Annotated in this window: 19 protein-coding genes; 9 read left to right on the top strand and 10 right to left on the bottom strand. The window is 73.2% G+C overall.

Features of this window, described 5'->3' with window-relative positions:
* Positions 1-20 precede the first annotated feature (20 nt).
* Both ACGFIW_RS00850 and ACGFIW_RS00845 read left to right on the top strand, forming a co-directional pair.
* Positions 21-254 (top strand): Lrp/AsnC ligand binding domain-containing protein, encoded by a 234-nt coding sequence (locus tag ACGFIW_RS00850; RefSeq protein WP_013284547.1) that lies wholly within the window; start codon positions 21-23, stop codon positions 252-254.
* Entirely contained in the window at positions 255-947 is a 693-nt protein-coding gene (locus ACGFIW_RS00845; protein ID WP_393310238.1) for a DUF3515 family protein, read from the top strand.
* Between the two features lie 44 nt (positions 948-991).
* Here the strand turns inward: ACGFIW_RS00845 and ACGFIW_RS00840 are convergent, their stop codons facing one another.
* Positions 992-2,092, bottom strand: coding sequence for a D-alanine--D-alanine ligase family protein (locus ACGFIW_RS00840; protein ID WP_393310236.1), 1,101 nt, complete (start codon positions 2,090-2,092; stop codon positions 992-994).
* A 194-nt stretch (positions 2,093-2,286) separates the two neighbouring features.
* Positions 2,287-2,505 (bottom strand): hypothetical protein, encoded by a 219-nt coding sequence (locus ACGFIW_RS00835; RefSeq protein WP_110562466.1) that lies wholly within the window; start codon positions 2,503-2,505, stop codon positions 2,287-2,289.
* Positions 2,506-2,782: 277 nt separating this feature from the next.
* Between ACGFIW_RS00835 and ACGFIW_RS00830 the strand changes: the two genes are divergently transcribed.
* Together ACGFIW_RS00830 and ACGFIW_RS00825 are read left to right on the top strand one after the other, a co-directional pair.
* Complete coding sequence (locus ACGFIW_RS00830; RefSeq protein ID WP_355032174.1) at positions 2,783-3,628, top strand: helix-turn-helix transcriptional regulator; 846 nt, start codon at positions 2,783-2,785, stop codon at positions 3,626-3,628.
* Between the two features lie 5 nt (positions 3,629-3,633).
* Complete coding sequence (locus ACGFIW_RS00825; RefSeq protein WP_357077728.1) at positions 3,634-3,834, top strand: DUF397 domain-containing protein; 201 nt, start codon at positions 3,634-3,636, stop codon at positions 3,832-3,834.
* A 107-nt stretch (positions 3,835-3,941) separates the two neighbouring features.
* On the opposite strand, the gene ACGFIW_RS00820 is transcribed toward ACGFIW_RS00825, so the two are convergent.
* The 5 genes from ACGFIW_RS00820 to ACGFIW_RS00800 all read right to left on the bottom strand — a co-directional run bounded on the left by ACGFIW_RS00820 (position 3,942) and on the right by ACGFIW_RS00800 (position 9,297).
* Entirely contained in the window at positions 3,942-4,991 is a 1,050-nt protein-coding gene (locus ACGFIW_RS00820; RefSeq protein WP_393310233.1) for an ROK family protein, read from the bottom strand.
* A gap of 588 nt (positions 4,992-5,579) precedes the next feature.
* Positions 5,580-6,371: a putative protein N(5)-glutamine methyltransferase gene (locus ACGFIW_RS00815; RefSeq protein WP_393311207.1), complete on the bottom strand. Its 792-nt coding sequence runs from the start codon at positions 6,369-6,371 to the stop codon at positions 5,580-5,582.
* Positions 6,368-7,486 (bottom strand): cystathionine gamma-lyase, encoded by a 1,119-nt coding sequence (locus ACGFIW_RS00810; protein WP_393310231.1) that lies wholly within the window; start codon positions 7,484-7,486, stop codon positions 6,368-6,370. Before ACGFIW_RS00810 ends, ACGFIW_RS00815 begins: the two co-directional genes overlap by 4 nt.
* Positions 7,487-7,493: 7 nt before the next feature.
* Entirely contained in the window at positions 7,494-8,501 is a 1,008-nt protein-coding gene (locus tag ACGFIW_RS00805; RefSeq protein ID WP_393310229.1) for an NAD(P)H-dependent glycerol-3-phosphate dehydrogenase, read from the bottom strand.
* 58 nt (positions 8,502-8,559) lie between these two features.
* Positions 8,560-9,297, bottom strand: a complete 738-nt coding sequence (locus ACGFIW_RS00800) for a lysophospholipid acyltransferase family protein (RefSeq protein ID WP_393310227.1) — start codon at positions 9,295-9,297, stop codon at positions 8,560-8,562.
* A gap of 127 nt (positions 9,298-9,424) precedes the next feature.
* On the opposite strand from ACGFIW_RS00800, the gene cofC reads away from it, so the two are divergent.
* The 5 genes from cofC (at position 9,425) to ACGFIW_RS00775 (ending at position 15,171) form a co-directional block, all read left to right on the top strand.
* Positions 9,425-10,072, top strand: coding sequence for a 2-phospho-L-lactate guanylyltransferase (gene cofC, locus ACGFIW_RS00795; RefSeq protein ID WP_393310225.1), 648 nt, complete (start codon positions 9,425-9,427; stop codon positions 10,070-10,072).
* Between the two features lie 75 nt (positions 10,073-10,147).
* Positions 10,148-10,345, top strand: coding sequence for a cold-shock protein (locus ACGFIW_RS00790; RefSeq protein ID WP_030335323.1), 198 nt, complete (start codon positions 10,148-10,150; stop codon positions 10,343-10,345).
* 54 nt (positions 10,346-10,399) lie between these two features.
* A complete protein-coding gene (locus ACGFIW_RS00785) occupies positions 10,400-12,760 on the top strand; it encodes an RNA degradosome polyphosphate kinase (RefSeq protein WP_393310223.1) in 2,361 nt (786 codons plus the stop codon).
* A gap of 24 nt (positions 12,761-12,784) precedes the next feature.
* On the top strand, positions 12,785-14,305 hold the full coding sequence (locus tag ACGFIW_RS00780) for a CHAD domain-containing protein (RefSeq protein WP_393310221.1): 1,521 nt from the start codon (positions 12,785-12,787) through the stop codon (positions 14,303-14,305).
* Positions 14,293-15,171: an NUDIX domain-containing protein gene (locus tag ACGFIW_RS00775; protein WP_393310219.1), complete on the top strand. Its 879-nt coding sequence runs from the start codon at positions 14,293-14,295 to the stop codon at positions 15,169-15,171. The genes ACGFIW_RS00780 and ACGFIW_RS00775 overlap by 13 nt, the downstream gene beginning before the upstream one ends.
* A 21-nt stretch (positions 15,172-15,192) precedes the next feature.
* On the opposite strand, the gene ACGFIW_RS00770 is transcribed toward ACGFIW_RS00775, so the two are convergent.
* From ACGFIW_RS00770 to leuD, 3 genes are all read right to left on the bottom strand, one after another.
* Entirely contained in the window at positions 15,193-17,169 is a 1,977-nt protein-coding gene (locus ACGFIW_RS00770; protein WP_393310217.1) for an endonuclease/exonuclease/phosphatase family protein, read from the bottom strand.
* 141 nt (positions 17,170-17,310) lie between these two features.
* Entirely contained in the window at positions 17,311-18,009 is a 699-nt protein-coding gene (locus ACGFIW_RS00765; RefSeq protein WP_393310215.1) for an HU family DNA-binding protein, read from the bottom strand.
* Positions 18,010-18,181: 172 nt separating this feature from the next.
* Positions 18,182-18,769 carry a 3-isopropylmalate dehydratase small subunit gene (gene leuD / locus ACGFIW_RS00760; RefSeq protein WP_393310213.1) on the bottom strand — a complete coding sequence of 196 codons (588 nt, stop codon included), beginning with the start codon at positions 18,767-18,769 and terminating at the stop codon, positions 18,182-18,184.
* Positions 18,770-18,779: the final 10 nt, after the last annotated feature.

The raw sequence follows: 18,779 nt of genomic DNA, 5'->3' as shown, positions 1-18,779 counted from the left end.
CGACGGACGGAGGTCTACTCGTGGTACAGGCGTACATCCTCATCCAGACCGAGGTCGGCCGCGCACGTGACGTGGCGGGTCTCATCGCGGACCTCGCCGGTGTGGTGCGCGTCGACGCCGTCACCGGGCCGTACGACGTGGTCGTTCTCACCGAGGCGAACACCGTCGACGAACTCGGCAAACTCATTGTCAGCAAGGTGCAGATGGTGCCGGGCATCACGCGCACCCTCACGTGTTCGGTGGTGCGGCTGTAGGTGGACGAGATGACGAACTCCTCGGCTGCGGTGGACGACGACGGCCCGCGCGGCACGTCCGACGGGACACGTGAGCCGGCTGACGGTATCGGCGAGCCGGCCGACCCGGCCGCCGCCGCGCCGGTCGGCCGGGACCGGACCAATCGTGGCGCCGCCCTGGTGGCCACGTTGATCGCGGTGCCGATCACGCTGCTGGTGGCCGTGCTGGCCGTCACCAAGCTCGCCCCGGAGACGCCGGCCGCCGCGCCGTCCCCGTCCGCGACCACCGCCCGGGTGCAGTCCACCGCCCCGGTGGAGATGGCCGCCCCGGCGCTGGCCGCCCGCCCGACCGTGGTCTGCCGGGCCCTGCTCTCCCAGTTGCCGACGACCATCCGCGACCTGGCCCAGCGGCCGGTCACCGCCGGCCCGGAGCAGAACGCCGCGTACGGCGACCCCGCGCTCACCGTGGCCTGCGGCGGCACCGAGCCGACGTTCCCCGCCACCGACGAGGTCTGGACCGTCAACCGGGTCTGCTGGCACCTGGCCGAGCAGGGCGCGGAGACCGTGCTCACCACCGTCGACCGGGAGACGCCGGTCACGGTGCGGGTCCCGCGGGCGTACGAGCAGCCGTTGCAGTGGGTGCCGTCGATCTCCAGCACGATCGTGGCGAGCGTGCCCTCCGGCGGCGCCATCCCATCCGGCTGCCAGCGCTGAGCTGACCCCGCCGGCTGACCTGCGCGAGCCGGGTCGTCGGCGACTCAGTGCAGCCCGACGCCGCGCCGCTGGGCGGTACGGATCAGCCGGTTGACCAGCTTCGGATACTCCAGGCCGGAGGCCGCCCACATCCGCGGGAACATCGACGTCGGGGTGAACCCGGGCATCGTGTTGATCTCGTTGAGGTAGACGTCCAGCTCGGGTGTGACGAAGAAGTCGGCGCGGGCCAGGCCGGCGCAGTCCAGCGCGGTGAACGCGCGGACCGCGTACTCCTGCACCTGGCGGGTCACCCGCTCCGGCAGGTTGGCCGGAACGTCGTACTCGCAGGAGTCGTCGAGGTACTTCGCCTCGAAGTCGTAGAAGTCGTGGTCGGTGACGACCCGCACCTCGGCCAGGACGGACGCCTCGGGCGCGCCGCCGGCCTCGCCCTCCAGCACGCCGCACTCGACCTCGCGGCCCACGATCGCGGCCTCGATGATGATCTTCGGGTCGAACTGCCGGGCAGCGGCGACCGCGTCGTCGAGCTGCGCCCAGTCGGTGACCCGGGTGATGCCGAACGACGACCCGGCCCGGGACGGCTTGACGAAGACCGGCAGACCGAGCCGCTCCTTGTCCTGCTCGGTGAGCGTCATCCCGTTGCGCAGCACGGCGTACGTGCCGACCGGGATGCCCTCGACGGCGCAGAGCTTCTTGGTGAACTCCTTGTCCATCGCGGCCGCGGAGGCGAAGACGTTCGCCCCGACGTAGGGGATGCCGGCCATCTCCAGCATGCCCTGGATGGTGCCGTCCTCGCCGTAGGCGCCGTGCAGCACCGGGAAGACCACGTCGACGTCGGCCAGCACCCGGGGGCCCTCGGTCGGGTCGAGCACCATCAGCCCGTTGCCGGTGGGGTCGGCGCGCAGCACGATGTCGTCGCCGGAGTCGGCGGTGATCTCCGGCAGTTGGCGGGCGTTGATCGCGAGCTGGGCGGGGTCTCCGCTGGTCAGGACCCACTGGCCGGCCCGGGTGATGCCGACGGGCACCACCTCGAACTCGTCCGGGTCGAGCGCGCCGAACACGCTGCCGGCGCTGACGCAGGAGATGCCGTGCTCCGGGCTGCGGCCGCCGAACACGATCGCCACGCGGGTCTTGCCTGGGGTGGTCACTCCGGTCACCTCTTCGTACGCGACTGCGGCTGGTCGTGCTCGCCGGTGGCGCTCACCCGGTTGACCTTACTGTGCGTGGCGATGGGGCGAGGCGATACCCGGCGAGCCGCAGCGCGACACGGCAATCGGCCAGCATGGGATATACGGTGCGTAACGGCACTATTGCCGTACGACAGATCGGTCACCGTGCCAGCTCAGTCGCGGGAGTGCCGGCGGCCGACGGCGATCACCTTGACCCGCTGCCGGCCGGCGCGCACCATCCCCAGCGCCATGAACGCTCCGGCGATCCGGTCGGCGGCCTCCCGGCTGCTGGCGCCAACCACCTGTCGTCGGCGCTCCGGCGCGGTCCGCTCGTCGCGGTCGATGCCCTCGACCGCACGCACGTCGGTGAGCACGACCAGGAAGCGGGTCATCGAGGGCCGACCAGGTGCACGGCGGAGGGCTCCGGAACGGTACGCACGTCGTCGTCTCCTTCCGGCGGACCGGGATGGCGCGGCACGCGACGATCGGGCACGGGGGAGAAACCCGATCGCCGCGCGCCCCATCCCTCCGGTCGCTCACCACCACCGTCGCCACGACAACCGGCGGTGAGGACGCGCTAACAGATTGACACGTGGACAGCCATGAATGCAACTCTCATCGGTGTTCTCCCATGCAGACGTTCTCACGAATGTGTGCGACCATCGATGCATGGCCCCGAAGACAGCCCGTGCCCGCCGGCTCGGCATCGCCCTGCGCCACCACCGGGAAGCCGCCGGCCTGACGCTGGAGACCGCGGCGGACGAGATCAACAGCACCCGCAGCACCCTCTCCCGGTACGAGAACGCCCAGTCCCTGATCACCCCGGCCACCGTGCGCGCGCTGCTCACCTCGTACGGGGTCGGTGCCGAGGAGGTGGCTGCCGCGGTGCAACTCGCCAAGGACGCCCGCAAGCCAGGCTGGTGGGTCTCGTACTCCTACCTGCTCGATCCGCGCACCATCGACTTCATCGCGCTGGAAGCGGAGGCCACCGCCATCGCCAACTTCGAGCCCTCGGTGGTGCCCGGCCTGCTCCAGACCGCCGACTACATCCGGGGCGTGATGCGCGGTGGCCCGCACACCCTCGGCGACGACCTGGTGGAGCAGCGGGTCAAGGTCCGACTCGATCGGCAACAGCGGCTCACCGGCGACGACCCGCCCATCCTCGACGCGATCATCGACGAGGGCGCGCTGTTACGCCCGGTCGGTGACCAGTCGGTGATGGACGGCCAACTGCGGCACCTGGTCAAGATGGCCGAGTTGCCGAACATCACCGTTCAGGTGATCCCGCTCTCCGCCGGCTACCACCGGGGCACCCGAGGCTCGCTGCACATCCTCGAGTTCGCCGATCCGGAGGATCCGATCATCGCCTCGGTGGAGACCGTCGCCGGCCAGATGATCCTCGACCGAGCCGGCGAGACGCGGACCTGCACCAAGATCATGGAGCATCTCCGAAGTGTGGCACTCAGCCCGGCCGACAGCCGCGGAATGCTCCTGACAGCCCTGAAGGGACGGTAAGACCGATGACACCGACGATCACAGCGGCCATGTCCGCGGCGGCGTGGCGCAAGAGCAGCCGCAGCGGCGACGAGGGCGCCTGCGTGGAGGTAGCCGCGATCCCGCGGCTGGTGGCCGTCCGCGACTCCAAGGATCCGGCCGGCCCGGCACTGCTGTTCCCGCCGGCCGCCTGGGCCGCCTTCGCCCAGGCACCACCCCTGCGGTGACCGGGAGGCCGCACCGCTGACCCGACCGGCCGCACCACCAACCTGCCGCCCCGACCGCCGCCCCGCTGACCACCGGGCGCGGCGGCCGGGGCGGGGCGGGTCCGGGGTCAGGCGACGAGCGGGCGGGACTCCGGGACGGCACGCAGCGCCTCCAACGCGGCGATCGCCACGCCCCGGGCACCGGCCATGTCCCGGTCCGGCACCAGCGCGAAGGTGGCCACCGCCGCCTGCTCCTCCCGAAGCACGGTGTGCTCGCGGACCGTCGCCAGGAACCAGTCGCGGAACTCCGGCGCCGCCTCCACCACCCCACCACCGACGAAGTACGCGTGCGGATCGGTGAAGTTCGCCGCGACCGTGAACAGCCGGCCCAGCGCCATCGCCTGCTGGGTGAAGAGGTCCCGCGCGAGGGCGTCCCCGCGCTCGCCGTACCCGCGGACCAACTTCGCGGCCCGGGCCACCGGCTCGGCGGCGAGCGGGTGGTCGGGATAGCGGGTCAGCCAGTACGGCAGCAGATTGCGTTCGATGCCGGTCAGCGAGGCGATGCTCTCCACGTCCCCGGTGAAGCCGCAGGCGCAGCTGGGCTCCCCCTGCCCCGGGCCGAGCAGCCCACCCAGCGGGATGTGCACGTGACCGAGCTCCCCGGCCATCCCGGCGGCACCGGCGATCACCCGGCCGCTCTCGACCACACCGCCGCCGAGCCCGGTGCCGACGATCGCGGAGACCGACGAGCGATTCATCGCGTCGTCGCCGAAGTGGACGTGGTGGGCGTAGAGCGCTGCGGCGTTGCCGTCGTTGTGGTAAATCACCGGCAGGCCGAGCCGTCGCTCCAACGCGCCCCGCACGTCGAAGCCCCGCCAGGCCGGCTGGGAGAAGTTGGTGGAACCCCGCGACGAGATGACGCCGTCGGCACTCGCCGGGCCGGGCGTGTCGAGCCCCACCGCCCGGACCAGTTCCCGCGGCACGCCGGTCTGCGCCAGGGCACCGTCCAGAGCCTGGGCCAGCGCCTCGATCGCCGTCTCCGGCCCGGACCGCACCTCGCTGGGGATCTCCAACAGCCCGTCCACGAGGAAGCGGCCGTCCACCGTCAGCACGGTGGCGTTGTTGCTGGTGCCGCCGTTGTCCAGCCCGACGACCACCGGCACCCCTGCGCTGCCCACCGAAACCGCCTCCCGCCCGTAAGAGTGTGAGCCGAGGCTAGTGCCAACCCCTCTCCCCCGCCACGCCCGGCCGCCCGCCAGGTGGCAGAGGTGCCAGCACGCGTCACCGCACGCCCCGTTTGAGCGAAAAGTCCGGTCTCGCGCCCGGCGCAGTCCGCTCGACGGTGCCGTGACGCCACCGCCGGATCGCGCCCCCGCCCCCCTCTTATTCCCCCTTCGCTCTGCACCCGCCGACGCACCAGTTACGGACCGTTCCTGGTGCACCGGCGGGTGCAGAGCAAAGGGCACACAAAGGGGTCCCGGCCAGCGGGCCCCGACCTCCACCGAGAAGGAGCCAACCCGGTGCCATCCGCGACGCGGGCACACAAAGAGGTCCGCGCCAACACGCCCCGACCTCCACCAAGAAGGAGCCGACCCGGCGCCATCCCCGTTGGCGGGCACACAAAGGGGCCCCGCCAACAGGCCCCGGCCTCCGCCAAGAAGGAGCCGACCCGGCGTCATCCGCGACGCGGGCACGCAGAGAGGTCCCGGCCAACAGGCCCCGGCCTCCACCGAAAAGGGGCCGACCCCGCGCCATCCGCAACGCTCTCAGTCGGGGCGTCGGGCGGTCACGGCAGTGGCGTCCAGGTCCTCGTCATGCCGCACGTCCGGCACCAGCCCGGCTGCCTCGAACGCCGCGCAGAGCGCTGCCACCTGGGTGACGCCGGCCTCGACGACCAGGTTCCCACCGGGCGCCAACCAGTCGGCCGCCTCGACGCCCACCCGGCGCAGCACGGCCAGCCCGTCCGGGCCGCCGTCCAACGCCACCGGGGCCTCGTGCAGCCGCGCCTCCGGCGGCATCAGCGCCACCGCGTCGGTCGGCACGTACGGGGCGTTGGCCACCACCAGGTCCAGCCGACCCCGCCAGCGCGCGGGCAGGGGCGCGAACAGGTCACCCTCGTACACCTCGACGTCGAGCCCCACGACGTTGCGGCGGGCGCACGCCACGGCCGCCGGGTCGATGTCGGCGGCGGCCAGCCAGCGCGGAGCGAGCCGGTGCGCCAGCGCGACCGTGGTGGCCCCGGAGCCGCAGCAGAGGTCGACGACGGCCGGGGCCGGGCCGGTCACCTCGGCCGCCAGCTCGACCAGTAGGGCGGTCCGGGCGCGCGGCACGAAGACACCCGGGTCGACGGCGATCCGCCGGTCGCAGAACTCCGCCCAGCCGAGCAGGTACTCCAACGGTTCGCCGGCCACCCGTCGGTCGGTCAGGTCGGCCAGCACCGCCGGGGTGTCCGCGGCGGCCAGCAGCAACTCCGCCTCGTCCTCGGCGTAGACGCAGCCGGCGGCGCGCAGCCGGCGTACGAGGGAGAGCCGGTCGATGGATGCCACCGGTCCCCTCAGACCGGCCCGGCGGCGTCCAACGCGGCGGCGATGTCGGCCACCAGGTCGGGAGTGTCCTCCACACCGCAGGACAGCCGGACGAAGCCGGGGGCGGTGTCGTCGCCCCACTGCGCCCGCCGGTCCGCCGTGGTGTGCAACCCACCGAACGAGGTGGCCGCCGCCACCAGTCGGGCGGCCGCGATGAACCGGCCGACCCGGTCGGCGTCACCCAGGTCGAAGGAGAGCACCCCGGGCATCCGGCGCATCTGCGCCGAGGCCACCGGGTACGCCGGGTCGTCCGGCCGCCCCGGCCAGCGCAGGCCGGTCACGTCCGGCCGGTCCGCGAGCAGGTCGGCGACGGCTGCGGCGTTCGCGCTCTGCCGGCCCAGGCGCAGGTCGAGGGTCGCCAGCGACCGATGTGCCAGCCAGGCGTCGAACGCGCCCGGGACCGAGCCGGTGCCGGTACGCCAGGTCGTCACGGCGTCGATCACCTCGGCGGAACGACTTGCCAGGTAGCCCAGCAGCAGATCCGAGTGGCCGGTGAGCGCCTTCGTGCCGGAGGCCACCACCAGGTCGGCACCGAGGTCCAGCGGACGCTGACCGAGCGGGGTGGCCGTGGTGTTGTCCACCGCGAGCAGCGCACCGGCGGCGTGGGCCTGTTCCGCCAGGGCGGCGACGTCGACCACGTCCAGACCCGGGTTGGCTGGGGTCTCCACAAGCACCAGCCGGACGCCCTCGAAGGACGGATACGGCCCCACGGTCGGCACGAAGAGCACCCGCACACCGATCGTCTCCAGCACGGCGGTGGCGAACGCCCGGACCGGGAAGTAACCGTCGGCGGGCAGCACCACGGTGTCGCCCGGGCGAAGCAGGGTGAGCAGCGTCCCGGTGATGGCCGCCTGACCAGTGGCGAAGACCCGACAGTCCCCACCCTCCAACTCGCCCACGGCCGCCTCCAGCAGCCGTCGGGTCGGGTTGTCCGGGCGACCGTAGCCGTTCGGCGACGTGCCCTGGCCCTGCCACGGGTCGAGGTGGTACGGCGCGGCGAAGACCGGCCCGGGCAGGAACGGGTCCCCCGGTGCCGGCTCGGGCAGGCCGGCGCGTACGCAGCGGGTGCCGTCGCCCAGTTCGCTCATCGGGTCCTCATTCGTACGACTCGGGTTTGGCGGTCCGGCTCATCAGGGTCTCCACGGCGAGGCGCGGGTCCATCCCCTCGTGGCAGATCCGTTCGACGTGCTCGGTGATCGGCATCTCCACACCGTGCGCCCGGGCCAGGTCCCGGATCGCCAGGCAACTCTTCACACCCTCGGCGGTCTGCCGGGTGGCGGCCTGGGCCTGTTCCAGCGTCTCACCGCGGCCCAGATGCTCACCGAAGGTGCGGTTGCGGGCCAGCGGCGACGAGCAGGAGGCAACCAGGTCGCCCATGCCCGCGAGGCCGGCGAAGGTGATCGGGTCCGCGCCGAGCGCCACGCCCAGCCGGGCCGTCTCGGCCAGCCCCCGGGTCATCAGCATGGCCCGGGTGTTGTCGCCGAAACCCATCGCGGTGGCGATGCCGTACGACAGGGCGATCACGTTCTTGACGGCCCCGCCCAGCTCACAGCCGATCACGTCGTCGTTGGTGTACGGGCGCAGGTACGGCGTCCGGATCGACGACTGCACGAGCACGGTGCGGTGGCTGTTCGTCCCGGCGACCACTGTCGCGGCGGGCTGCTCGGCGGCGATCTCCGGAGCCAGGTTCGGGCCGGAGACGACGACCACCCGGTCCGCGGCGACCCCGGCGGTCTCCACGATGACCTCGCTCATCCGTTTGGTGGTGCCGAGCTCGATGCCCTTCATCAGCGACACCAGTGTCGAGTCGGGGTGCAGGTGCCCGGCCCATTCGGCGAGGTTGCCGCGCAGGGTCTGCGACGGCACGGCCAGCACCACCACCTCGGCGCCGGTGATCGCCTCGGCCGCGTCGCCGGTGGCGGTGACCCGGGCCGGCAGCAGCACACCGGGCAGGTACTCCGGGTTGCGGCGCTGGGTGCGGATGCTCTCGGCGACCGGCGCACGACGGGCCCACACCGTCACGTCCCGTCCCGCGTCGGCGAGGATCTTGGCGAACGCGGTGCCCCAGGAACCGGCACCGAGCACCGCGACGTGGCCGGTCACGCGACCGCTCCGGAGCGCGTCGGGGCGGCCCCGGCGCCGGAGCGGACGCCTCGCCCGTTCACGCCGCTTCACCCTGCTGCTCGTGCCCGGCGGAGGACCGGGCCGGTCGCGCCCACAGCGGCGGCGGGGTGCCGCCGCGGATCTCGCCGAGCATGTCCCGCAGCCGCAACATGATGGTGTCCGTCATCTCCTCGAGGGTGACCCGGGTCGGCTGGGCATCCGCCCACCGGCTCAGGTCGATCGGTTCCCCGGCGACCACAGTCACCGGGATCCGCGGGCGCGGGTTGACGCGGCTGGTCCGCGGGTCGAAGAGCCGCTCCGGCCCCCACATCACCACCGGTACGACGGGAGCGCCGGTGGCCAGAGCCAGCCGGGCGGCCCCGGTCTTGGCCTTCATCGGCCACAGCTCCGGCTGTCGGGTGGTGGTGCCCTCCGGGTAGATCACCACGGCGCCACCCTGGTCGAGTGCGGCGACCAGGGAGTCCAGTGAGCGGACCGCGTCGACGCTGCCCCGCTCGACCGGGATCTGCCGGCACCGGTGCAGGATCCAGCCGACCACCGGCACCCGGAACACGCTGGCCTTGCCCAGGTACTGCGGCCAGCGCCCGGAATCGTAGATGAAGTGCGCGGAGACCAGCGGGTCGGCGTGCGAGATGTGGTTCGCCACGATGATCATGCCTCCGTCGCGTCGGAGGTGCTCCTGGCCACGCCAGGTCCGCCGGGTCCACACGGTCATCACCGGCTTCACCAGCCCCACGGCGAACCGTTGCCAGAACCCCAGCCTCCGCCGTGCCACTCTGCCTCCTCGTCGCGCCCCAACCCCGCCGCGAAACCCGCCCGCGACACCCGCAGCGGAAATCATGCCTGCTCGCCCCCGGTACGGCCAGCGAGGGTCCCGCCGTAAGGCTGGCAGGATTGCGGGCGTGAGTCAGCCGAGGTGGGCCGTGGTGGTGCCGGTGAAGCATCTGGCAGTGGCCAAGAGCCGGCTGCGGGGCGCACTTTCGGGCGTACCCCACGAGGAGCTGGCGCTGGCCCTGGCGGCCGACACGCTCCGCGCGGTGCTGGCCTGCCCGGCGGTCGCCGAGGCCCTGGTGGTGACCGACGACGCCCGGGTGGGGGATGTGGCGCGGGCCGCCGGCGCGCGGGTGTTGCCCGACGAGCCGGCCGCCGGGCTGAACGCCGCGTTCCGGCACGGCGCGACCGCGACGACCGCCGGGTGGGTGGCCGGGCTCACGGCGGACCTGCCGGCGCTGCGCCCCGCCGAGCTGGCCGGCGCGCTGCTCGCCGCGCGCAACGGGCGACCCGCGGTACGCCGTTTCGTGCCGGACGCGCCAGGCACCGGCACGGTGCTGCTCACCACCCCGCCCGGTGTTTCGCTGGATCCCCGCTTCGGGGTGGACTCGGCGGTCGCGCACGAGGCGAGCGGGGCGCTGCCACTCGTCGGCGACTGGCCCAGCCTGCGCCGGGACGTCGACACCGCCGCGGACCTGACCGCCGCCGCGCGACTCGGGCTGGGGCCGCGCACCGCCGCGCTGGTCACCGCCGGCCGCCGGGCCCGCACTGCGGGCTGACCCGCCGGGCCCGCACAGCGGGCTGACCCGCCGGGCCGGCACTGCGGGCGGACCCGCCGGGTGTACGGTGCCAGCATGCAGGGCACGGTGGCCAGCTATGACGCGGCGACGCGCAGCGGGGTCCTGCTGCTCGACGACGGCACCGAGATGCGCTTCCCCGCCCGGGCCTTCGACGCCTCCGGGCTGCGGCTTCTCCGGCTCGGCCAGCGGGTTCGCATCGACACCGACCCCGACGGCGAGGTCGTCCGGGTGACATTGCCGACGATGATCTGACCCGGCGAGCCCAAGTTCATTTTACGTTTACCGTAATCGGGTGATTATGAGCGGGTGAGCACCCCTCGCGAGCACCCGGCCAACCCGCCCGCCACCGACCTTCGCAACGGCTCCCGCGCCCGCGGCGCCGACGGCCGCTTCCGCCCGTCCCGTGCCGAGCGGGCCGGCGCCGCCCGCGCCGACACCCTCGCCGACGACCCCGGTGGTGCCTCCTCCGGGCTGGACGAGGTCCTCGACCCCGCGCCGGTGATCGAGGCGGACGGCCCGGCCGCCGGTGCCGTCCACCCGGTCCTGCCGAGCGACCTACCGGCCGGCGACCAGGAGGACGACGACGAACCGCCGGCGGCCCCGCCGCTGCCGGAGGACCGGTTCCTCAACCGGGAGCTCTCCTGGCTCGACTTCAACGCCCGGGTGCTCACCCTGGCCGAGGACCAGCGCACCCCGCTGCTGGAACGGGCCAAGTTCCTGGCGATCTTCGCGAGCAACCTGGACGAGTTCTACATGGTGCGCATCGCCGGGCTGAAGCGGCGGCTCTCCGCCGGCCTGCCGGTGCGCGGCGGGGACCGGCTGCCCCTGCGTACCCAGTTGGAGCTGATCGCCGAGCGGACCGCCGAGTTGGTCGCCCGCCACGCCGCCTGCTTCGTCGACGACATCCTGCCCGGACTGGCCGACGAGGGCATCCGCATCCTGCGCTGGGCCGAGTTGGGCGACCCCGAACGGGAGCGGCTGCGCACCTACTTCCGGGAGCACATCTTCCCGGTGCTCACCCCGCTCGCGGTGGATCCGGCGCACCCGTTCCCGTACATCTCGGGGCGGTCGTTGAACCTGGCGGTGGCGGTTCGCGACCCGGACGGGGGTTCAGAGCTGTTCGCCCGGGTGAAGGTGCCCAACAACGTCCCCCGCTTCGTCCGGGTGGACCGGGACCAGCCGGGCGTGCGGATGCTGCCGGTGGAGGACCTGATCTCGGTGCACCTCGGCCAGCTTTTCAGCGGCATGCAGGTGGTCGAGTGCCACCTGTTCCGGGTCACCCGCAACGCCGAGGTGGAGGTCGACGAGGACCGCGACGAGGACCTACTCCAGGCCCTGGAGCGGGAGTTGGCCCGGCGACGGTTCGGCCCACCGGTCCGCCTGGAGGTCGCCGCGTCGATCTCCGACCACGTGCTGGAGCTGCTCGTCCGCGAGCTGGACATGGACGACCAGGACGTGCTGCGGGTGCCCGGCCTGCTGGACCTGTCCGCGTTGTGGCAGGTCTACGGCGAGGCCGACCGGCCGGACCTGAAGGACCCGCCGTTCGTGCCGGCCACGCACCCCCGGCTCGCCGAGGGCGAGGTGCCACGCAGTGTCTTCTCCACCCTGCGCGACGGGGACATCCTGGTGCACCACCCGTACCACTCGTTCGCGACGAGCGTGCAGCGCTTCATCGAGCAGGCCGCCGCCGACCCGGACGTGCTGGCCATCAAGCAGACCCTCTACCGCACCAGCGGCGACTCCCCGATCGTCGACGCGTTGGTCGACGCCGCCGCCGCCGGCAAGCAGGTGGTGGTGCTGGTGGAGGTGAAGGCCCGGTTCGACGAGGTGGCCAACATCGGCTGGGCCCGCACACTGGAACGCGCCGGCTGCCACGTGGTGTACGGCCTGGTCGGCCTGAAGACGCACTGCAAGACCGCGTTGGTGGTCCGGCAGGAGGGCAACCAGATCCGCCGCTACTGCCACATCGGCACCGGCAACTACCACCCGAAGACGGCCCGACTGTACGAGGACTTCGGCATGCTCACCGCCGACCCGGAGATCGGCGCGGACCTGACCGACCTGTTCAACGTGCTCACCGGGTACAGCCGGCAGACCGCGTACCGGCGGTTGCTGGTCGCCCCGCAGGGCATCCGCAGCGGGCTCATCGAGCGCATCGAGCGGGAGATCTCGCACGTCCGACTGGGCATGCCCGGCCTGGTCCAGTTCAAGGTCAACTCGCTTGTCGACGAGGGGGTGACCGACGCGCTGTACCGGGCCTCCCAGGCCGGCGTGCACGTCGACCTGCTCATCCGGGGCATGTGCACACTGCGCCCGGGGGTGCCGGGCCTGTCGGAGAACATCCGCGTCCGCTCGATCCTCGGTCGCTTCCTGGAGCACTCCCGGGTCTTCCGGTTCGGCAACAACGGCGAGGCCGAGTTCTGGATGGGCTCCGCCGACCTGATGCACCGCAACCTCGACCGCCGGGTGGAGGCGCTGGTACGGGTGAGCGACCCGATCGCCCGCGCCGAGCTGGACCAGGTGCTGACCGCCGCGATGAGCCCCGATGTGGACGCGTTCGAACTGGCTGGTGACGGCACCTGGACCCGGCGTACCGGCGAGGACACGAAAGCGCGGGCCCACCTGCAGGAACTGCTGCTGCGCCGGGTCGGTGGCACGGCCAGTTGACCGATCAGCGCATAGGCTGAACTGATGGTCGAGGAGGAACAGAAGTACGAGGTGGACGACGCCTACGTGCTGCCGGACCTGGTCCCCACAGCCCCGGCCGGGGGTCGGGTCCGGGAGCTGCCACCGGTGACGCTCGTTGCGCGCTACCTCGACACGGTCGACCTGCGGCTGGCCCGCGCCGGTGCCTCGCTGCGCCACCGCCGGGGCGACGACCTGCCCTGGACGGTGAAACTTCCCACCGGTACGCCGGGTGTCCGGCACGAGATCTCCCGCCCCGGGCCCAAGGGCCAGCCGCCACCGGAGCTGGTCGAGCTGGTCACCGTCCTGCACCGGGGGGCACCGCTGGCCCCGGTGACGGTGGTCCGGACGGTCCGGCACGCGTACGAGGTGTGTGACCGCGCCGGCACGGTGCTCGCCGAGGTGGTGGACGACCGGGTGACAGTGCTCGACGACGCCGGCACCGCCACCGGCACGTTCCGCGAGTTGGAGGTGGAGTTCAAGTCCGGCGACCGGGCGCTGCTCGACCGGGTCGGCGCGGTGCTGCGCGAGGCGGGCGCCCAGAGCGGCACGTTCACCCCGAAGCACGTACGGGCGTTGGGCGCGCCGGCGCAGGCAGAGCCGGACCTGGTCGCGCCGGCCGGGTTGGCCGCCGAGCCGAGCGCCGGCGACGTGGTGACCGAGGCGCTCCGCAAGGAGATCCGCCGACTGTTGGCGCACGACCCGCTGGTCCGGCTGCGCGCCCCGGCGGGCGGTGGCGACACCGCCGTGCACCAGATGCGGGTGGCCTGCCGACGACTGCGCAGCGATCTGCGTACCTTCAAGCCGTTGCTCCGCAGGGCCTGGTCCCGCCCGCTGCGCGACGAGCTGCGCTGGTTGGCCGGTGTCCTCGGCGCGGCCCGCGACGCCGAGGTGCTGCGCGAGCGGCTGCGCGACACCGCGAGCGCCGACCCGCTCGGCCCGCTCGACCAGGGCGCGGTGGACCGGCTGGACGAGGTGCTCGCCCAACGGCAGCGGCGGGCGCAGGCCGGCATCGACGAGGCGCTGCGCTCCCCGCGCTACCTGGCCCTGGTGGACTCGCTGGTGTTGGCCGCCGCCGCGCCCCGGCTCACCCGCGGGGCGGCTGCCCCTGCCGCGCAGGTGCTGCCCGCGCTGGTGGCCCGGCCCTGGCGGCGGCTGACCGGGCCGGACGGCGTCGACGGGCTCGACGCCCAGTCACCCGACGACCGCTGGCACGCCGTCCGCAAGGAGGGCAAACAGGCCCGGTACGCGGTGAACGCGGTGGCCTCGACCGTCGGCAAGGGTGCGCGCCGGCTGTCCCGGGCCCTCGCCGGCGTGCAGGACGTGCTCGGCGAGCACCAGGATGCGGCGGTGGCGGCGGACACCTGGCTGGAGATCGCCGCCGAGCGGCCGGACGACCACGACCTGGCGGTCACCGCCGGGCGGCTGGCCGAGCGCGAACGCCAGTCGGTACGCCGGATGCGGGCCCGGTTCCCGGACGTCTGGCACCGGGCCACCCGACGGCGGCGGACCAGTTGGCTGCCGTGACCGGCATCCGGGCGGCGGGCGGGGTGCCCTGGCGGCCGTCGGCCGACGGTGTGCGCGTCTGCGTGGTGCACCGCCCCCGCTACGGCGACTGGACGCTGCCGAAGGGCAAGCTGGAGCCGGGTGAGCACGCACTCGCCGCCGCGGTCCGCGAGGTGGCCGAGGAGGCGGACGTGCGGGGCGTACCGCAGGTCCGGCTGCCGTCGGTGCGGTACCGCAGCGAGGGGCAGGCCAAGCTCGTCGACTACTGGTCGATGCTCGCGGTGGCCAGCGGCGGCTTCCAACCGGACACCGAGGTGGACGACATGCGCTGGCTCGCCGTGGACGACGCGATCCAGTTGGTCAGCTACCCGCACGACGCCGAGGTGTTGGCGGCGTTCGCCGCGCTGCCGGCGGTGACGGCGACTGTCGCGCTGGTCCGGCACGCGCACGCCGGGAAACGGGCCACCTGGTCCGGCCCGGACGTCGGCCGGCCCCTGGACGCCGAGGGGTGGGCCCAGGCGAGCGTGCTGGCCGGCCTGATCGCCCTGATCCGACCGGCCCGGCTGGTGTCGGCGTCGCCGCGACGCTGCGTGCAGACCCTGGGCCCGGCCGCCACGCTGCTCGACCTGCCGATCGAGGTCTGCGGCGACCTGGACGAGCCACAGCCCGGCCAGCAGCCCGACGAGCAGATCCTCGCCACCGCCGCCACGGTGCTGGGCTTGGCCAGCGCCGGTGGGCAGGTGGCGGTGTGCAGCCAGGGCAAGGTGCTGCCGGGTGCCCTGCAACGGTTGACCGGCCGCACCGACGAGGACTTCACCACCCCCAAGGGCGGCGGTTGGCTGCTCGCCTTCAGCGGCGACCGGTTGCTCGCCGCCGACCGCCTCTAGCGCCGCCGCGCTGGCGCACGGTCAGCGGGGCGGGAGGGTCAGGGTCACCGCGACCGGCAGGTGGTCGCTGGCCGTGCCGCGGGGCGCGACCGGGTTGGTGGCGGTGAGGCCGGGCGAGACGAAGACGTGGTCGATCTGCTCGCGCGGGTCGTCGGCGGGGCTCGTCGCCAGCGGCCGGGCGGCTGCCAACGCGTCGACCAGGCCGGCCGAGGTGAACTGTTCGAACGCCTCGTCACCCGGCTCCGTGTTCAGGTCGCCCGCCACCACCAGGGGCCGGCCGGCCGCGTACTCGGTGGCGAAGGTGGCGACCGCGCGGGCCTGGACCACCGGACCCTGCCCGGGTGGAGGTTGCAGGTGGGTGCTGACCACGGCGGTACGGACGCCGGCGCCGAGGTCCAGCGTGACGGCGAGTGCCTGCGCGCCGGTGGGTGCCCCGACGGCCGGCAGGGCACGGGTACGCAGGTCGGTGACCGGCCAACGGCTGAGCACCGCGTCGCCCCAGACCGGGTCCGCGGCCGGCCCGAAGACGTACGCCATGCCCAGCCGGTCGGCCAGCAGGTCCAGGGTGTCGTGCCCGCCATTAAGAAGCCAGGCCCGGTCCACCTCGCTGAGCACCACCACGTCGGGCCGTTGCCTGTCGACGGCCTCGGTGAGCCCGGTCAGGTCGAACCGTCCGTCCAGCCCGAAACCCATCCGGATGTTGTACGCCACCACGGTCAGCCGCTCCGGCGGACCTTCGCGGTTGCTGGCCACCGGCACGTCGTCGGCGAGCACCGGCGCGAGCAGGGCCAGCGCGGTGACCGCGGCCGTGGCCCGCAGCGGCGGAAACGGCCCGGGGAGGCGGTGCGCGACGGGACGGGCGGCGAACGCCACGACGGCGACCAGCACCGCCGCCAGCACGGGCACCGCCGCGTTGGGGTACCCGAGGTCGTAGGCGGAGTAGTACCCGACCGCCCCCAGCGCGAAGACGAGCATGCCGGTGGCGACCGCGTACCCCCGCCGGGCCGCCCACCGCCGGTCATCCCCGGCGGCGTCAGCGGTGCCGGCAGCGTCAGCGGTGCCGCCGTTCGGGTCGGTGGCGTCGTCGGTGCGGGCGAGGCAGGCGCCGAGACCGACGGCGGCCAGGAGGATGGCCGGGAGGAGCAGGTCACCCTGGTCGAGGGCGAACAGCACGGCGCCAGCCAACAGTGCCGCCGGCCCGTACGCTCGGCCCCACCGCTCGGGTGGCCGGGTCAGGGCGGTGTACAGGAACCCCGCGACCGCCACCGGCACCGGTGCCATGCCGAGCAGCGGCGAGCGCGCCACACCGTCACCGGCGACCAGGTACGACATCCCGGTCCGGGCCAGCGCCGGGGAGAGCGCCACCATCCCGGCCAGCAGCAGCGCCGGCCCGGCCAACAGCCAGGCCCGGACGCCACCAGCGCCCGCCCGCCCGCCGACCCCGGCCACGTCGGCCCGCGGCTCGTCGGCCCGCTCTGCCTCCGCCCGAGGGCCGGGTCGGATCGTGCCGAAGAGGAAGAGCGCCACGGCGACGCAGCTGAGCAGCCAGGCCACCCAGTCGCCCCGCCAGACCAGGTCGACGGTGTCCAGCACCGCGTGCAGGGCCGCGTTGACCGCCAACCCCAACGCCAGCCCCGGGACCGGGCGGTCGGTGTCGGCGGCGACACCGACCAGCCAGACCAGCCCGGCGAGCAGCCCGGCGGTGGCCAGCCAGAGCTGCGTACGCCCGCCGGGGGCGGTGGTGAGCACGAGCCGGGCGAGGGCGAGCACGACGGCGGCGACGACCGTGACCGGGCGGGCGCCCACCCGACGGACCACCGCGGGTGCGCCCAGCGCGAGCACGAACCAGCCGAGGGCGAACGCGCCCATCAGCTCGGCCGGGGTGGAGGCCGCCTGACCGAAGATGGTGATGATGCCGGGCAGCCAGACGCGCAGCACGTCGACGAGGAGCAGGACGCCCAGCGCGAGCGTCCCGGTGGTGACCTGGCGGTAGCGCACCGGCGCCCCATTTCCCGTCGGCGGACCGGCGGAGGGGGGCCGGCACGGCGATTCTGCGCGAGCGGGCCGATCGGGTCAACGGCTACCCGTACGCCGAAAGGGCGTCCACCAACGGGTGGACGCCCTTTCGGAGAAGGTCGGTCAGCGCTTGCTGGCCGCCTTCTTCGCCGGGGCCTTCTTGGCCGCCGTGCTCTTGCTCGCCGCCGCGGTGGTCTTCTTCGCCGCTGCCGACTTGGTCGCCGCGGTGGTCTTCTTCGCCGCGGTGGTCTTCTTGCTGGCGGCCGTCTTGGTCGCCGTGGTGCTCTTGCTCGCCTTGGCCGGGGCGGTCTTCTTGCTGGCGGCCGTCTTGGTCGCCGTGGCGGTCTTGCTCGCCTTGGCCGGGGCGGTCTTCTTGCTGGCCGCCTTGGCCGTGGTGGCCTTGGCGCCCGTGGCCTTGGCGCTTGTCGCCTTGGCGCTTGTCGCCTTGCTGCCGGTCGTCTTGGTGCCCGCCGCCTTGGTGCCGGCCGTCTTGGCCGCGGCGGTGGTGGTGGCGGTCTTCTTCGCCGCCACCGTGGCCTTCGGCACCTTGCCGCTGGCCACCATCTCCTTGAAACCGGCGCCGGGGCGGAAGGTCGGGACGGATGTCTTCTTGACCTTCACCGCCTCGCCGGTCCGCGGGTTGCGCGCTGTTCGCGCGCCACGCACACGCTTTTCGAACGCTCCGAATCCGGTGATCGCCACCTTCTCGCCCTTGGTGACCGCCGCCTGGACCTCGGTGAGGACCGCCTCGAGGGCGTTCGTCGCCGTCTTCCGGTCCCCCAGGCGAACGGCGAGCGCCTCGATGAGCTCGGCCTTGTTCACGACTTCCTCCCGATTGTGCAACTGACTCGTCGCGAGCCATTCTGCGCGCACGTTATGCCCTGTGCTGCCGGGACACAAACATTCGGTAGAAAAAAGCCCTTGTGTCGTAACGGATTCACCCCCACCGGTCGGACCGGTGGGGGTGAAATCCGCTGTGCGGCCGGGCGTACGGCTATGCCACGGAGGGCAGGAACGGCAGTCGCCGGGCCTCGTAGGAGGCGATGTCGTCGACGTTGCGGAGGGTGAGTCCAATGTCGTCGAGGCCCTCCAGCAGCCGCCAGCGGCTGAAGTCGTCAAGCGGGAACGACCAGGTGGCGTCGCCGGCCCGGAGCTGGCGGGCGGTCAGGTCGACGGTCACCGGGGTGGTCGGATCCGCCTCGACCAGGTCCCACAGCTCTTCGACGGCTTTCAATTCCAGCTCGACCGGCAACAGACCTTCCTTGAGGGCGTTGCCCCGGAAGATGTCGCCGAAGCGTGGTGCCACCACCGCGCGGAAGCCCCAGTCCCGCAGGGCCCAGACGGCGTGCTCCCGAGAGGAGCCGGTGCCGAACTCCGGGCCGGCGAGCAGGATCGACGCACCGGAATAGCGTTCATCGTTGAGAACGAATGTCGGATCTTCCCGCCACGCGCTGAACAACCCGTCGGCGAAGCCCGTGCGGGTCACCCGCTTGAGGTACACGGCGGGGATGATCTGGTCGGTGTCCACGTTGGACCGCCGCAGCGGCACGGCCGTGCCGGTGTGGGTGGTGAACTTGTCCATCTCCTCGGTC

This window comes from Micromonospora sp. NPDC048935, from assembly GCF_043197875.1.
GTDB lineage: Bacteria > Actinomycetota > Actinomycetes > Mycobacteriales > Micromonosporaceae > Micromonospora.
The sequence above is the reverse complement of the archived record's forward strand: the minus strand, read 5'-3'. Positions and strand labels throughout refer to the sequence as shown.

Bases quoted from the DNA above. Each gene is read 5' to 3' on its own strand.
- ACGFIW_RS00835 (WP_110562466.1), bottom strand. From the start codon at position 2,505: ATGACCCGCTTCCTGGTCGTGCTCACCGACGTGCGTGCGGTCGAGGGC.
- ACGFIW_RS00830 (WP_355032174.1), top strand. From the start codon at position 2,783: ATGGCCCCGAAGACAGCCCGTGCCCGCCGGCTCGGCATCGCCCTGCGC.
- ACGFIW_RS00825 (WP_357077728.1), top strand. From the start codon at position 3,634: ATGACACCGACGATCACAGCGGCCATGTCCGCGGCGGCGTGGCGCAAG.
- ACGFIW_RS00810 (WP_393310231.1), bottom strand. From the start codon at position 7,486: ATGAGCGAACTGGGCGACGGCACCCGCTGCGTACGCGCCGGCCTGCCC.
- ACGFIW_RS00790 (WP_030335323.1), top strand. From the start codon at position 10,148: ATGCAGGGCACGGTGGCCAGCTATGACGCGGCGACGCGCAGCGGGGTC.
- ACGFIW_RS00780 (WP_393310221.1), top strand. From the start codon at position 12,785: ATGGTCGAGGAGGAACAGAAGTACGAGGTGGACGACGCCTACGTGCTG.
- leuD (WP_393310213.1), bottom strand. From the start codon at position 18,769: ATGGACAAGTTCACCACCCACACCGGCACGGCCGTGCCGCTGCGGCGG.